At 72.1% G+C, this 13,167-nt stretch carries 13 protein-coding genes and 3 tRNA genes; 8 read left to right on the top strand and 8 right to left on the bottom strand.

The window, feature by feature from the left end; genetic code table 11:
• Positions 1–173: 173 nt before the first annotated feature.
• Entirely contained in the window at positions 174–1,088 is a 915-nt protein-coding gene (locus tag AMK24_RS11965; protein WP_073767929.1) for a phosphoribosylaminoimidazolesuccinocarboxamide synthase, read from the top strand.
• Positions 1,089–1,143: 55 nt separating this feature from the next.
• On the opposite strand, the gene AMK24_RS11960 is transcribed toward AMK24_RS11965, so the two are convergent.
• The 8 genes from AMK24_RS11960 to AMK24_RS11925 form a co-directional block, all read right to left on the bottom strand.
• Positions 1,144–1,219, bottom strand: a tRNA-Gly gene (locus AMK24_RS11960).
• 23 nt (positions 1,220–1,242) lie between these two features.
• Entirely contained in the window at positions 1,243–1,863 is a 621-nt protein-coding gene (locus AMK24_RS11955; RefSeq protein WP_073767927.1) for a response regulator transcription factor, read from the bottom strand.
• Entirely contained in the window at positions 1,860–3,302 is a 1,443-nt protein-coding gene (locus AMK24_RS11950; RefSeq protein WP_079190491.1) for a sensor histidine kinase, read from the bottom strand. Before AMK24_RS11950 ends, AMK24_RS11955 begins: the two co-directional genes overlap by 4 nt.
• 1 nt (position 3,303) lies before the next feature.
• Positions 3,304–4,137, bottom strand: a complete 834-nt coding sequence (locus AMK24_RS11945; RefSeq protein WP_073767925.1) for an ABC transporter permease — start codon at positions 4,135–4,137, stop codon at positions 3,304–3,306.
• On the bottom strand, positions 4,134–5,213 hold the full coding sequence (locus AMK24_RS11940) for an ABC transporter ATP-binding protein (protein WP_073767923.1): 1,080 nt from the start codon (positions 5,211–5,213) through the stop codon (positions 4,134–4,136). The genes AMK24_RS11945 and AMK24_RS11940 overlap by 4 nt, the downstream gene beginning before the upstream one ends.
• A gap of 129 nt (positions 5,214–5,342) precedes the next feature.
• Positions 5,343–5,415, bottom strand: a tRNA-Gly gene (locus tag AMK24_RS11935).
• A gap of 82 nt (positions 5,416–5,497) precedes the next feature.
• Positions 5,498–5,569, bottom strand: a tRNA-Gly gene (locus AMK24_RS11930).
• 283 nt (positions 5,570–5,852) lie between these two features.
• The gene (locus tag AMK24_RS11925) at positions 5,853–6,188 is read right to left on the bottom strand and encodes a histone-like nucleoid-structuring protein Lsr2 (RefSeq protein WP_073767921.1); all 336 of its coding nucleotides are present in this window, start codon (positions 6,186–6,188) and stop codon (positions 5,853–5,855) included.
• Between the two features lie 439 nt (positions 6,189–6,627).
• On the opposite strand from AMK24_RS11925, the gene purS reads away from it, so the two are divergent.
• The 7 genes from purS to AMK24_RS11890 all read left to right on the top strand — a co-directional run bounded on the left by purS (position 6,628) and on the right by AMK24_RS11890 (position 13,110).
• Positions 6,628–6,879 (top strand): phosphoribosylformylglycinamidine synthase subunit PurS, encoded by a 252-nt coding sequence (gene purS / locus AMK24_RS11920; protein WP_073767919.1) that lies wholly within the window; start codon positions 6,628–6,630, stop codon positions 6,877–6,879.
• Entirely contained in the window at positions 6,876–7,556 is a 681-nt protein-coding gene (gene purQ, locus AMK24_RS11915; protein ID WP_073767917.1) for a phosphoribosylformylglycinamidine synthase subunit PurQ, read from the top strand. Before purS ends, purQ begins: the two co-directional genes overlap by 4 nt.
• Positions 7,553–9,802, top strand: coding sequence for a phosphoribosylformylglycinamidine synthase subunit PurL (gene purL, locus AMK24_RS11910; RefSeq protein WP_073767915.1), 2,250 nt, complete (start codon positions 7,553–7,555; stop codon positions 9,800–9,802). The genes purQ and purL overlap by 4 nt, the downstream gene beginning before the upstream one ends.
• Positions 9,803–9,914: 112 nt before the next feature.
• Positions 9,915–10,421: an ArsR/SmtB family transcription factor gene (locus AMK24_RS11905; RefSeq protein ID WP_073767913.1), complete on the top strand. Its 507-nt coding sequence runs from the start codon at positions 9,915–9,917 to the stop codon at positions 10,419–10,421.
• A 76-nt stretch (positions 10,422–10,497) separates the two neighbouring features.
• On the top strand, positions 10,498–11,349 hold the full coding sequence (locus tag AMK24_RS11900; RefSeq protein ID WP_073767911.1) for a M23 family metallopeptidase: 852 nt from the start codon (positions 10,498–10,500) through the stop codon (positions 11,347–11,349).
• Positions 11,350–11,385: 36 nt separating this feature from the next.
• A complete protein-coding gene (locus AMK24_RS11895) occupies positions 11,386–12,189 on the top strand; it encodes a maleylpyruvate isomerase family mycothiol-dependent enzyme (protein ID WP_073767909.1) in 804 nt (267 codons plus the stop codon).
• A gap of 87 nt (positions 12,190–12,276) precedes the next feature.
• The gene (locus tag AMK24_RS11890) at positions 12,277–13,110 is read left to right on the top strand and encodes an META domain-containing protein (RefSeq protein ID WP_073767907.1); all 834 of its coding nucleotides are present in this window, start codon (positions 12,277–12,279) and stop codon (positions 13,108–13,110) included.
• Positions 13,111–13,167: the final 57 nt, after the last annotated feature.

Below are 13,167 nucleotides of genomic sequence, written 5' to 3'. Positions count from 1 at the left end.
GGCCCCCGTCCTGGAGGAGCGCTCGCCTCCGGCCCCCTCTCCGGCCCTCCCGCCGCTCCCCTCCGGCCCCCAGGCCCGGGCCTCCCGCCGCCGCCCCCGGGCCCGGCGCGCGCCGCGGGCCCTTCGTGCGGGACAATCGGAACCGCTCCTGGATCAATCTACGCGGAGGAACCGTGTCCGGTTTTGTAGAAAAGCCCGAGCCCGTACAGGTGCCGGGCCTCACCCACCTGCACACCGGCAAGGTGCGTGACCTGTACCGGAACGAGGCGGGCGACCTCGTGATGGTGGCCAGCGACCGCATCTCCGCGTACGACTGGGTGCTGCCCACGGAGATCCCCGACAAGGGCCGCGTCCTGACCCGGCTCTCGCTCTGGTGGTTCGACCAGCTCGCCGACCTGGTGCCCAACCACGTCCTCTCCACCGAGCTGCCCCCGGGCGCCCCGGCCGACTGGGAGGGCCGCACCCTCATCTGCAAGAGCCTGCGCATGATCGAGGTCGAGTGCGTGGCCCGCGGCTATCTGACCGGCTCCGGACTCGTCGAGTACGAAGCCACCCGTACGGTCTGCGGCATCGGCCTCCCCGAGGGCCTGGTCAACGGCTCCGAGCTGCCCGGCGCGATCTTCACCCCGGCCACCAAGGCCGCCGTGGGCGAACACGACGAGAACGTCAGCTACGAGGACGTGGCCCGCCAGGTCGGCGTGGAGACGGCCGCCCAGCTGCGGCAGACCACGCTCGACGTCTACCGCCGGGCCCGCGACATCGCGCACCAGCGCGGGATCATCCTGGCCGACACCAAGTTCGAGTTCGGCTTCGAGACCACCGAGGACGGGACCGAGCGGCTGATCATCGCCGACGAGGTGCTGACCCCGGACTCCTCGCGCTTCTGGCCGGCCGCCACCTGGAAGCCCGGCCGCGCCCAGCCCAGCTACGACAAGCAGTTCGTCCGCGACTGGCTGACCTCGCCGGCCTCCGGGTGGGACCGCGCGAGCGAGACGCCGCCCCCGGCGCTCCCGCAGGAGATCGTGGAGGCGACCCGCGCCAAGTACATCGAGGCGTTCGAGGTGCTGACCGGTGCCAACTGGGCGTAAGGGCCGGCGGATACGCGGAAGGCCCCGGACCGAAAGATCCGGGGCCTTCTCTGCGTGGAGCGGATGACCAGGTTCGAACTGGCGACCTCAACCTTGGCAAGGTTGCGCTCTACCAACTGAGCTACATCCGCAGTGCGCCGCAGCGCGATGCCCACTATACCCAACCCCGCTCGCGTGCGAGACGCACTGCCGTATGCCGGTTCTCGGCGCCGATCTTGGAAGCGGCCGAGGAGAGGTAGTTGCGCACGGTCCCCTGGGAGAGGGAGGCACGCTCTGCGATCTCCGCGACCGGCGCCCCGTCCGCCGCCAGTTCGAGCACCTCGGCCTCCCGGGCAGTCAGCGGGGAGTCGCCGGCGGCGATCGCGTCGGCCGCCAACTCCGGGTCCACGTAGCGGTTCCCGGCGTGGACCGTACGGATGATCTCGGCGAGCCGACGGGCGGAGACGGTCTTCGGCACGAACCCGCGTACGCCGGCGGCCAGCGCCCGCTTGAGGTGCCCGGGGCGGCCGTGGCTGGTCACGATCATGGTCCGGCAGTCCGGCAGCCCGGTCCGCAGCGATGTGGCGACCTTCACACCGTCCGCGCCCGGCATCTGGAGGTCCAGGACGGCGACGTCGGGCCGGTGCGCGAGCGCCATGGCCAGCGCCTCGGGGCCGCTCGCCGCCTCCGCGACCACGACGAGGTCCTCCTCCAGGGCGAGCAGCGCGGCCAACGCGCCCCGGATGAGGTGTTCGTCGTCGGCCAGCAGGACCCGCAGGGGCCGGTCGGCGGTCATCGTTCCTCCGGGGGAGCGGATGCGGAAGCGGGGTCGGAAGAGGCGGCGGGGTCGGAAGAAGCGGAGGAGGCGGAGGAAGAGAGGGAGGCGGCGGCACGGGAGGGGGCGGGAGAGGAAGCCCCACGGCCGCCCGGTCGCGTACGGGGGTCCGTCAGCGGAACCGTCGCCGTCACCCGGAAGAGATCGTCCCCGGCCCCGCCCGCGCTGAGCGTCCCGCCGAGCGCCCCGAGCCGTTCGCGCAGCCCTCTCAGCCCCGCACCACCGCCGCCGTCCGAGCCGTCCCCCTCGCCCGCCCCGCTGTCCGGGCCGCCGGGCGAGCCCACGGGGCCCGCCCCGTCGTTCTCGACCTCCAGGACCACCGCGTCCCGGGTCCGCGCGAGCCGGATCCGGCAGTGGCGGGGGTCGCCGTGGCGCAGGACGTTCGTCGCCGTCTCGCGCACCACCCAGCCGAGCGCGGCCTGCACGGCGGCGGGGGCGCCGATACCGGCCGGACCGTCCGCGCCCTCGACGCTCACGGAGATCCCGGCCGCCTCCAACACGCCTCGCGCGCCCATGAGTTCGGTGGGGAGGTCGGCCTCCCGGTAGCCGCGTACGACATCGCGGACCTCCTGCTGGGAGGCGCGGGCGATCCGCTGCACCTCGACCATCTGGTCCACCGCCGCGGGGTTCCCGCGCTGGGCCAGCTCCACGGCCAGCTCGCTCTTCAACGCGATCACGGACAGGTTCCGGCCCAGTACGTCGTGCATGTCCCGGCCGAACCGCAGCCGCTCCTCCGCCACCGCCAGCCGGGCCTGCATGTCCCGCGCCTCCTCGGCCTGCCACATCACGGACAGGCTCCAGGCGCTCGGCCGGCCCGAGACGAGCACCAGCAGGGTGACCACGGCCAGGGAGACGAACGCGCCGAACAGCTGCCCGCCCGGTACGCCCACGGCCGCCAGGAGGGCCACGCCGGCCACCGAGAAGGCGGCGGCGTGGAGCAGGAACCTCCGGACCGGGACGAGCAGGACGTACGGGACGGCGAACGCCACGGGCAGGTCCAGCAGCAGCAGGACGAGCCCCTCGTCCTTCACCCCGCCCACCCCGGCGAGAGCCACCAGCAGCCCGGTCATCACCACCTGGAGCACGGCGGGCAGGCGCAACCGGCGGGCGGGGAACGGCGCCGTGCCCCGGTAGTCCTCGAAGGCGGGCGTCAGGTTGCGGCTGCTCAGCACGGACTGGACGACGTTGGCGGCGAGGAACGCCCCGCCCAGGGCGATCGTCACCGCTCCCCGGCCCAGGGTCTCGCCGAGCGGCAGCAGCCCCCACGACACCGCGAAGAGCCAGATGATCGAGCAGAGCGTCACCCGGGTGTAGAGGTCGATGCGCTGGAGCTTGCTGCGCTCGTGCCAGCCGCGCCGCCACCCCCGTACCCGACCGATCACACCCTTCAGCCCCTTCACGTCAGCCGCGCGGATCCCAGCGGAACCACCGCTGCACAGCAAACACCGCGAACGCGGTCCAGGCCAAAGCCACCGCGGCGGCCGTCAGCAGATCACCGCCCTCCACCCCGCCGAGCCAGCCGTGCTGGACGAGGGTCACCACCCCGGTCAGAGGCAGCAGTTCGAGGGCCGAGGCCAGCTTGTCCGGGAAGACCTCCAGCGGGACGAAGATCCCGGAGCCGAAGAGCGAGACGAAGTACAGCGGCAACGTGGTGAGCTGCGAGGTCTGGACCGTCCGCGTCAGCGCCGACGTCGCGGCGGCCAGCGCCGACATCATCACGAGGCCCGCCACCAGGCCCGCCAGGAACACCTCGGGACGTTTCGGGGCCGAGAGGTCGAAGGCGATCGCCCCGGCCACGACGAGCAGCACGCACTGCACGAGCGCCAGGGCGATCGAGGGCACGGCGGTGGCGGTCAGGATCTCGCGGTCGGTGATCTCGCCGGTGCGCAGCCGCTTGAGGACGAGTTCCTCGCGCCGGGTGACGTAGCCGGTGACCAGGTTCATGTAGACGACCTGGAGGAGTACGACGCCGATACCGCCGGTGAGGGCCGCGCCCGCGATCGAGAGCCCGGTGCCGGTCAGGTCGATCTGCCGGAGCGACGCCCGGATCGAGAAGATCATGACGACGGGCAGCACCAGCGCCAGGAAGATCGCCGACCTGTTGCGCAGGAGCAGCACCAGCTCGGCACGGGACAGGGCGGACAGTCGCCGTGCGGAGGCGGAGAGTTTCGAGGGCGGCGCGGAGGAGCCGGCGGGAGCCGTGCGGTCGTCCGCGAGGACGGTGGGCGTGGTCATGCCGTCACCTTCTTCGTCTTCTTCGTCTTCCTGGTCTTCGTCCCGTTCCAGGCGCCGTCGTCCGCGGGCCCGCCGGCCCCGGTGCGGCGCGGGTCGTCGGCGCGGGAGCGCAGCCGGGTGTGGGCGATCTGGAGGAACGCCTCCTCCAGAGAGGCGGAGCGGGCGTCGAGGTCGAGCAGGTGCACACCCGAATCCCGTGCCCAGCCCAGCAGTTCGTGCAGTGCCTTCTGGAGGTCGGGGGTACGGATCTCGATCCGCCGCCCCTCCGCGGCCGCCCGCAGGGAGAGCGGAAGGCGCCCGGCCGGTACGTCGTCGGGCAGCGTGAACCGGATGCGTGCGGGCTGCGAGGCGGTGACCTCGGCGGTCGTCCCGGCCGTCACGATCCGTCCCTGGTGCATGATCGCCAGCCGGTCCGCGAGCGCCTCCGCCTCCTCCAGGTAGTGGGTGGTCAGCAGGACGGTCGTGCCGCCGTCGCGGAGCGCCCGGATCAGGTCCCAGGTGTCCCGGCGGCCCTCCGCGTCCAGCCCCGTCGTCGGCTCGTCCAGGAAGAGCACCTCGGGCCGCGAGGTCAGGGCGAGCGCCAGGTCCAGGCGGCGCTTCTCCCCGCCGGACAGCTGCTTGACCCGCACCCCGGTGCGGCTCGTGAGGCCGACCGTCTCCAGGACCTCGGCGGCGGGGCGCGCGCCGGTGGTGCACGCGGACCACATCCGCGCGGTCTCCAGGACGGTGAGGTCAGAGGGGAAGCCGCCCTCCTGGAGCATCACCCCGGTGCGGGGCCGGACGGCGGTGCGTTCGCGGTACGGGTCGTGGCCGAGGATCCGTACCGTCCCGGAGGTCGGGAGCGCCAGCCCCTCCAGGAGTTCGACGGTCGAGGTCTTGCCCGCGCCGTTCGTCCCGAGGAGGGCGAACAGTTCGCCGCGGGCCACGGAGAAGGAGATGCCGGACACGGCCTCGAAGCCGTCGTGGTAGCTGCGGCGGACCCCGTCCGCCGCGATCACCGTCTCCGCGCCGGTCGTGCCCCTGGTCGTGCCCCCGGCCGTGTCCGGTCGGTCGCCGAGTATGTCGTCGCTGGTCATGCTCCCAGGCTTCCGCCGGGCCCGGCCGGTGAGCAGTGCGCGCTGTCATCACTGCTCATGACAAACGTCATGGGGGCGCCCGGGAACACGGCAAAGGCCCCGATCCGAAGATCGGGGCCTTTGCTGCTGAGCGGACGACCAGGTTCGAACTGGCGACCTCAACCTTGGCAAGGTTGCGCTCTACCAACTGAGCTACGTCCGCATGCGACCACTCGGCTTTCACCAGTGGAGCGAGCACTACTCTACCTGATCCGACGATGTGGTCGATCCGAAGAGTCGTGCAGAGCGGGTGACAGGAATTGCACACTGCGCCTTCCCCCTGGAAGGGGGATGTTCTACTACTGAACTACACCCGCACGCTGCGTGGGATTCGGCTTTGCGGCCTCGCCCCTCGGCGTGCTCCAGACTCTAGCCGACCTGCGGGGGTGTCGCGCAAGTCGGCTCCCTCCGGGGCCCGCGGGCCGGTCCCCGGAGCCCGGCCGGCGGGGCGTCCGGAGCCCGGTCCGCCGGGCCCCCGGGGCCGCCTGACGACCCGTCCGGGCCGGGGACGGCCGCAGGCCCGGCCGGGCCCCTGTCCGCCGGAGGGTTCCGGCCCGCCGCCCGCCGCCCGGCCCCGCTTGCCGCCCGGCCGCCACCGGCTCAGCCGGCCGCGTCGAACGCCTCGTAGACCTTCTTCGGGATGCGGCCCCGGGCCGGAACCTCCATCCGGTGCGAGCGGGCCCAGGCGCGGACGGCCGCCGGGTCCGGGGCGAGGGAGGTGTGCCGGTAGGACGTGGGCTTCCGCCCGTGCTTGCCGGGAGGGGTCTGCTTTCGGGCGGCGGCCACGTAAGGCTCCAGGGCCTTGCGCAGTTTTCTGGCGTTGGCGGGATTGAGGTCGATCTCGTACGTCTTCCCGTCCAGGGCGAAGGCCACCGTTTCCGCCGCCTCTCCCCCGTCGATGTCGTCGGAGAGCGTCACCACTACGCGCTGAGCCACGGATATCGGTCCTTTCCTACGGCATCGGCGCGTCCTGCGTGCGCGGATGCCGGCCTTCCGGCTGCCAGGCGGGCGGATGCGGATCGACGCGATGTCGACTGGTCCGTTGTTCCCGGTTTTCCGTTGTTTGCCAGGGGGCGATGCTGCTTTCCCCGTAATCATTTGTACAGCGGCGGGCACCACATTGTGAAGCCCGCCCAATTACCTCCGCGTGTCCGTGTGCAATCCGTGGACAAACGGCACGAGTTTTTCCCAGACCTTTTCCTTACGGTGTCGCCGTCGATATCCGGACGTGATCCGCGGAACATGTCCGCCAGGTCCGCCCTGCCCGATATCTACCCGCGTAGAAATTTTGGGCAGGTACGCTGAGTGGACCCGCGGGGGTCTGGGGGACCCCCCGGAGAGACAGCCGCACCACACCACCACACCGGGAGTGCCAGTGGCACGCGTCGTAGTCGACGTCATGCTCAAGCCCGAGATCCTCGACCCGCAGGGACAGGCGGTGCAGCGCGCACTGCCCCGTCTCGGCTTCGAGGGAATCGCGGACGTTCGTCAGGGAAAGCGTTTCGAGCTGGAGGTCGAGGGGCCGGTCGACGCCGCCGCCCTCGCCCGCATTAACAAGATGGCCGAGACGTTCCTCGCCAACACCGTCATCGAGGACTTCGTCGTGAAGGTGGAGGAGGAGAAGTGACCACCCGTATCGGCGTCGTCACTTTTCCCGGCACCCTCGACGATCAGGACGCCCTGCGCGCCGTCCGGATCGCGGGCGCCGAGCCCGTATCCCTGTGGCACCGCGACAAGGACCTCCACCAGGTCGACGCGGTCGTGCTGGCCGGCGGTTTCTCGTACGGGGACTACCTCCGCGCGGGGGCGATTTCCCGCTTCTCGCCGGTGATGGAAACCCTCATCGAGCAGGCGAAGGCCGGGATGCCGGTCCTCGGCATCTGCAACGGCTTCCAGATCCTGACCGAGGCGCACCTGCTGCCCGGCGCGATGCTGCGCAACAACCATCTCCACTTCGTCTGCCGCGACCAGAGCCTGCGGGTGGAGAACGCGGAGACCGCCTGGACCTCGGACTACAGCGCCGGCCAGGAGATCAGGGTTCCGCTCAAGAACATGGACGGCCGGTACACCGCCGACGAGCGCACGCTCGACGAGCTGGAGGCCGAGGGCCGCGTCGCCTTCCGCTATCTGGAGGGCAACCCCAACGGCTCGCTCCGCGACATCGCGGGCATCACCAACACCGCGGGCAACATCGTCGGCCTGATGCCGCACCCGGAGCACGCCGTGGAGCCGCTCGTCGGCACCGGCCGCACCGACGGCCTCGGTTTCTTCACCTCGATCATCAAGAAGCTGGTCAACGCATGAGCCTGGATACGGTCAAGCACGCGGCCGAGACCCCGGACGCCGAGCAGCCCTGGAAGGAACTCGGCCTCAAGGAGGACGAGTACGCCCGGATCCGCGAGATCCTGGGCCGCCGTCCCACCGGCGCCGAGCTCGCCATGTACTCGGTGATGTGGTCGGAGCACTGCTCGTACAAGAGCAGCAAGGTCCACCTCAAGCAGTTCGGCGAGAAGGTCCCGGAGAACGACGCCATGCTCGTCGGCATCGGCGAGAACGCCGGCGTCGTCGACGTCGGCCAGGGGTACGCGGTCACCTTCAAGGTCGAGTCGCACAACCACCCCTCGTACATCGAGCCCTACCAGGGCGCGGCCACCGGCATCGGCGGCATCGTCCGCGACATCCTCGCCATGGGCGCCCGCCCGGTCGCGGTCGTGGACCCGCTGCGCTTCGGCGCGGCCGACCACCCCGACACCCGGCGCGTCCTGCCCGGCGTCGTCGCGGGGATCGGCGGCTACGGCAACTGCCTGGGCCTGCCCAACATCGGCGGCGAGGTCGTCTTCGACGCCTGCTACCAGGGCAACCCGCTGGTCAACGCCGGGTGCATCGGCGTGATGCGGCACGAGGACATCCACCTCGCGCAGGCGTCCGGCCCCGGCAACAAGGTCATCCTGTACGGGGCCCGCACCGGCGGCGACGGCATCGGCGGCGTCTCGGTCCTCGCGTCCGAGACCTTCGACGACGCCAAGCCGACCAAGCGCCCCGCCGTGCAGGTCGGCGACCCGTTCCAGGAGAAGCTCCTCATCGAGTGCACCCTGGAGATCTTCAAGGAGAAGCTCGTCGCGGGCATCCAGGACCTCGGCGGCGCCGGGCTCTCCTGCGCCACCAGCGAGCTGGCCTCCGCCGGTTCCGGCGGCATGCGCGTCGAGCTGGACACCGTGCCGCTGCGCGACTCCTCGCTCTCGCCCGAGGAGATCCTCATGAGCGAGTCGCAGGAGCGCATGTGCGCGATCGTCGAGCCGCAGCACGTGGACCGGTTCCTGGAGATCTGCGAGAAGTGGGACGTCATCGCCACCGTCATCGGTGAGGTGACCGACGGCTCCCAGCTGGAGATCTACTGGCACGGCGAGCAGATCGTGGACGTCCCGCCGCGCTCGGTCGCCCACGACGGCCCGGTCTACCAGCGTCCGTTCGCCCGCCCGTCCTGGCAGGACGCGCTCCAGGCGGACGACGCGGGCCGGCTCGCCCGCCCGGCGAACGCCGCCGAGCTGCGCGAGCAGGTCCTGAAGCTGGTCGCCTCCCCGAACCAGGCGTCCAAGGCGTGGATCACCGACCAGTACGACCGCTTCGTGCAGGGCAATACCGTCCTCGCGATGCCCGAGGACGCGGGCATGGTCCGCATCGACGCCGAGACCAACCTGGGCGTGGCGCTGGCGACCGACGGCAACGGCCGGTACGCCAAGCTCGATCCGTACACCGGCGCGCAGCTCGCGCTGGCGGAGTCGTACCGCAACGTCGCCGCCTCCGGCGCCAGGCCGCTGGCCGTCTCGGACTGCCTGAACTTCGGTTCGCCCGAGGACCCGGACGTCATGTGGCAGTTCGCCGAGGCCACGCGCGGTCTCGCGGACGGCTGCCTGGAGCTGGGCACCCCGGTCACCGGCGGCAACGTCTCGCTGTACAACCAGACTGGTGAGACGGCGATCCACCCGACGCCGGTCGTGGCCGTGCTCGGTGTGATCGACGACGTCAACCGGCGCACGCCGATCGCCTTCGCGGAAGAGGGCCAGCTCCTCTACCTGCTGGGCGACACGGCAGAGGAGTTCGGCGGCTCGGCCTGGTCCGACGTCGTCCACCAGCACCTCGGCGGCCTGCCGCCGAAGGTGGACCTGGCCCGCGAGAAGCTGCTCGCCGACATCCTCATCTCGGGCTCGCGCGACGGCATGATCGACGCCGCGCACGACCTGAGCGACGGCGGTCTGATCCAGGCCGTCACCGAGTCCTGCCTGCGCGGCGGGAAGGGCGCCCGGCTGGTCGTGCCGGACGGCCTGGACGCGTTCACGTTCCTCTTCTCCGAGTCGGCGGGCCGCGCGGTCGTCGCGGTCCCGCGCAGCGAGGAGCTGCGCTTCACCGACATGTGCGGCGCGCGCGGTCTGCCCGTCGCCCGCATCGGCGTGGTGGACGGCGAGGAGATCGAGATCCAGGGCGAGTTCAGCATCCCGCTGAGCGAGCTGCGTACGGCGCACGAGGCGACGATCCCCGCGCTGCTCGCCTGAGCCGCGCGCCGACCGGCGTTTCCCCCAAGCCCCCGCCCGGGCCATCCGGGCGGGGGCTTCGGTCTTCTCACCACCCCTTGTTGGAAGTTACGTAATTACGTAAGGTTGTGTCATGGAGCTGGAGCAGCGGGTCGCCGAGCTGGAGCGGCGGCTCACGGCACTGGAAGGGCGGGAACCCGAGTCCCCCCGCCTGGGAGACGGCGACTTCTGGGCGCTGGACGGGCTGAAACAGCAGCTGGCCGCCGTCGGAGAGGCCGCCGCCGACGGGGGAGTGCTGTACACGGGCGCGGTGCGGCTGCCCACCGGCGAGAGCTACGAGTGGCAGTACGGCGCTCTCACCGGGGCCCTGGTCGACGGGGACTGGGCGGACGCCGCCGAGTCGTTCGCCGCGCTGGGCCATCCGGTCCGGCTGCGCCTGCTCCGCGAGATCCTCGGCGGCCTGAGGACGGCCGCCGAACTGGCCGCGCTCGACGGCGCCGGCACCACCGGCCAGATCTACCACCACCTGCGCCAGCTGACCGGCGCGGGCTGGCTGCAGGCGGCGGGGCGCGGCCGGTACGAGATCCCGCCGGTCCGGGTGGTGCCGCTGCTGGTGGTGCTGACGGCCGCACGGCCCTGAACCCGAAAAGAACCGACGAGAACCGAAGAACCGAAGAGAACCGACGAGAGTCTCTGGACGACCGGGGGAGACGACCATGTCCATCCGCAAAGCCGTTCCGCTCGCCATGGAGCTGTCCTGGCTGGTCCTGTTCGCGCTGGTGATCAGCGAGTTCTTCACGGACCTGCCCGGACCGGGCTGGGCGACCACCTTCCTGCCCGCGGCGGTCGTGTTCGTCCTCATGGCGGCGACGACGATCCTGCAGGCCAGGGCCTCCGCGCCCCGGGGCGAACCGCGGCCCCCGGTCGAGGTCGCCCCGCCGGTCACCGGACGGTGGACGGCCCTGAACAGCCCCGCGGACAAGGCGCCGAGCCACGGGACGCACGTCTACGGGCAGACGTACGCGATCGACATCGTGGCCGACCCGGAGACCGGGGAGGGCGGGGCCCCGGCCCGGCCGGCGTTCCGCCGCCTCTGGCCGGTCTTCCGCCGCAACCGTGCCTTCCCGGCCTTCGGCGCCCCGCTGCTCGCGGTGGCCGACGCCGTGGTGGTCGGGGCGAGCGACGGCCAACGCGACCACCTGGGCCGCAACTCGCTGCCCGCCCTCGCGTACCTGATGCTCGTCGAGGGCAACGTCCGCTCGGTCCTGGGCGCGCACCGGGTCGTCGGCAACCACGTGGTCCTCGATCTCGGCGGCGGTACGTACGCGATGTACGCCCACCTCCGGCGCGGCTCCCTCCGGGTGAGGGCCGGGGACACGGTCAGGTCCGGGCAGGAGATCGCCGCCGTGGGCAACTCCGGCAACACGACCGAACCGCACCTGCACTTCCAGCTGATGGACGGCCCCGACCTCGACGACGCCCGGGGCGTCCCGTTCACCTGGCGGGGCGTCGGCGTCCCGGCGAACGGCGAGACGTTCACGGTCGGGGAACAGCCCGCACCGGTCTGACCGGACGGTGTCGGCGGGGCCGGTTACCCTCGGCCCATGACTCCGGCCAAGAAGCGCCCGCGCGCCTACGACCACCTCAGGACCCGCACCGCGGTCCTCGCCCAGTTCGGCCATGTGCGCGACGCCGTCGCGGCGTTGACGCCCGAACAGCTCGCCGCGCCGACCCGGCTCGGCGACTGGACGGTGCGCGAGCTGGCCGCCCACATCGCGATGGGGCTGAGCATGGTCGCCCGCTCCCTGGCCCTGCCCGAGCCGTCCGGCCCCAAGCCCGACCTCACCCTGCTCGCGTGGCCGGCCATCACCGCCGGGTACGCCGCCCCCATCTCCGAGGGCGCCGTGGAGCTGGCGGCCGGCAGCCCCGACCTCACGGCGCTGTACGCGGAGGCGGAGGCGGACTTCGCGGCGGCGGTCCCCGCCACCGGCACGGGGGAGCGGCTGCTCGTCACCGGGGCCGGGTCCATGCGGCTGGTCGACTACCTGGTCACCCGGACCGTCGAACTGACCGTCCACACCGACGACCTGAACGCGGCGCTCGGGCTGGAGGTCCCGTACGACCGCCAGGCGCTGGCCGCCTGCACCCGGCTGCTGGCGGACGTCCTCGCGGACCGGTCCCCCGGCGGCTCGGTCGAGGTGCGCGTCCCGCCGTTCGCGGTGGTCCAGTGCATCGGCGGACCGAAGCACACCCGGGGCACCCCGCCCAACGTGGTGGAGACCGCCCCGCTCACCTGGCTGCGGCTCGCCACCGGGCGTACGGAGTGGGCGCGGGCCCTGGCGGACGCCGAGGTCGCCGCCAGTGGGGAGCGCGCCGATCTGGCCGCGCTGCTGCCCCTGATGGGGTGAGGTGACGGGGTGAGGTGACGAGGTGGGGCGCCCGCCCGGGAGCGGGGCGTACGGAACCGGATCGGGGCCCCGCTCCGTCACATCGCCATGCGCACACAACGGATGACCCTCAGCGTCAGCGTCCTGGCCCTCCTCGCTCTCGCCGCCTGCGGTACGGAGCCGGGTCCCGGTTCCGGCGGCGGCGACACCGTGCAGAGCGACGTTCCCGTCACCGGCGTCGCGTGGAGCGTCGACTCGGTGACCGTCGACGGGAAGAGGACCGAGGCCCCGGCGGGGGCCCGCATGGAGTTCGACCCGAAGGGCCGCGCCACGGCCGACTTCGGCTGCAACAAGATCGGCGTGGACGCCCGCGTGAAGGGCGACCGGATCACCCTCGGCAAGCCCGTCACCACCCAGATGGTGTGCGGCGAGGACATCGAGAAGTTCGAGAAGGCCGCCATCGACGCCATGGGCGGCGAACTCACCGCGAAGCTCTCCGGCGAGAAGCTGACCCTCACCGGGGAAGGCGGCACGACCATGGAGCTGAGCGAGGAGAAGGCGGCCGATCTGGTCGGCACCCGGTGGACGGTGACCACGCTGCTCGACGGCGAGGCGGCCACCACGGTGCCGGCGGACCTGCCCCGGGAGCGGGCGCCCCACCTGACCTTCACCGAGAACGGCACCGTGCGGGGCAACGCCGGCTGCAACTCCTTCGGCGGCAAAGCCGCGGTGAAGGGCTCCACCATCACCTTCGACCGGATCGTGAGCACCCGGAAGATGTGCCCGCAGGCCGAGATGGAGAGGGAGAAGGCCGTGCTCGCGGCCCTCCGGGGCCCGGCGACGTACACGATCGAGGGCAGCGAGCTCACCCTCACCGGCGACGGCGGCAAGGGGATCGGCGCCACGGCCGCCCCCGCCGGGTCCGGCTCCCAGCACGGATGACCCGGCGGACGCGTCCGGGGCCCGCGACGGACGCGGGGCGCCCGCCGCGGGACCGTG

Origin of the sequence: Streptomyces sp. CB02366 (assembly GCF_001905905.1) — a bacterium.
Taxonomy (GTDB): Bacteria; Actinomycetota; Actinomycetes; order Streptomycetales; family Streptomycetaceae; genus Streptomyces.
This window is presented reverse-complemented; position numbering and strand designations above follow the sequence as displayed.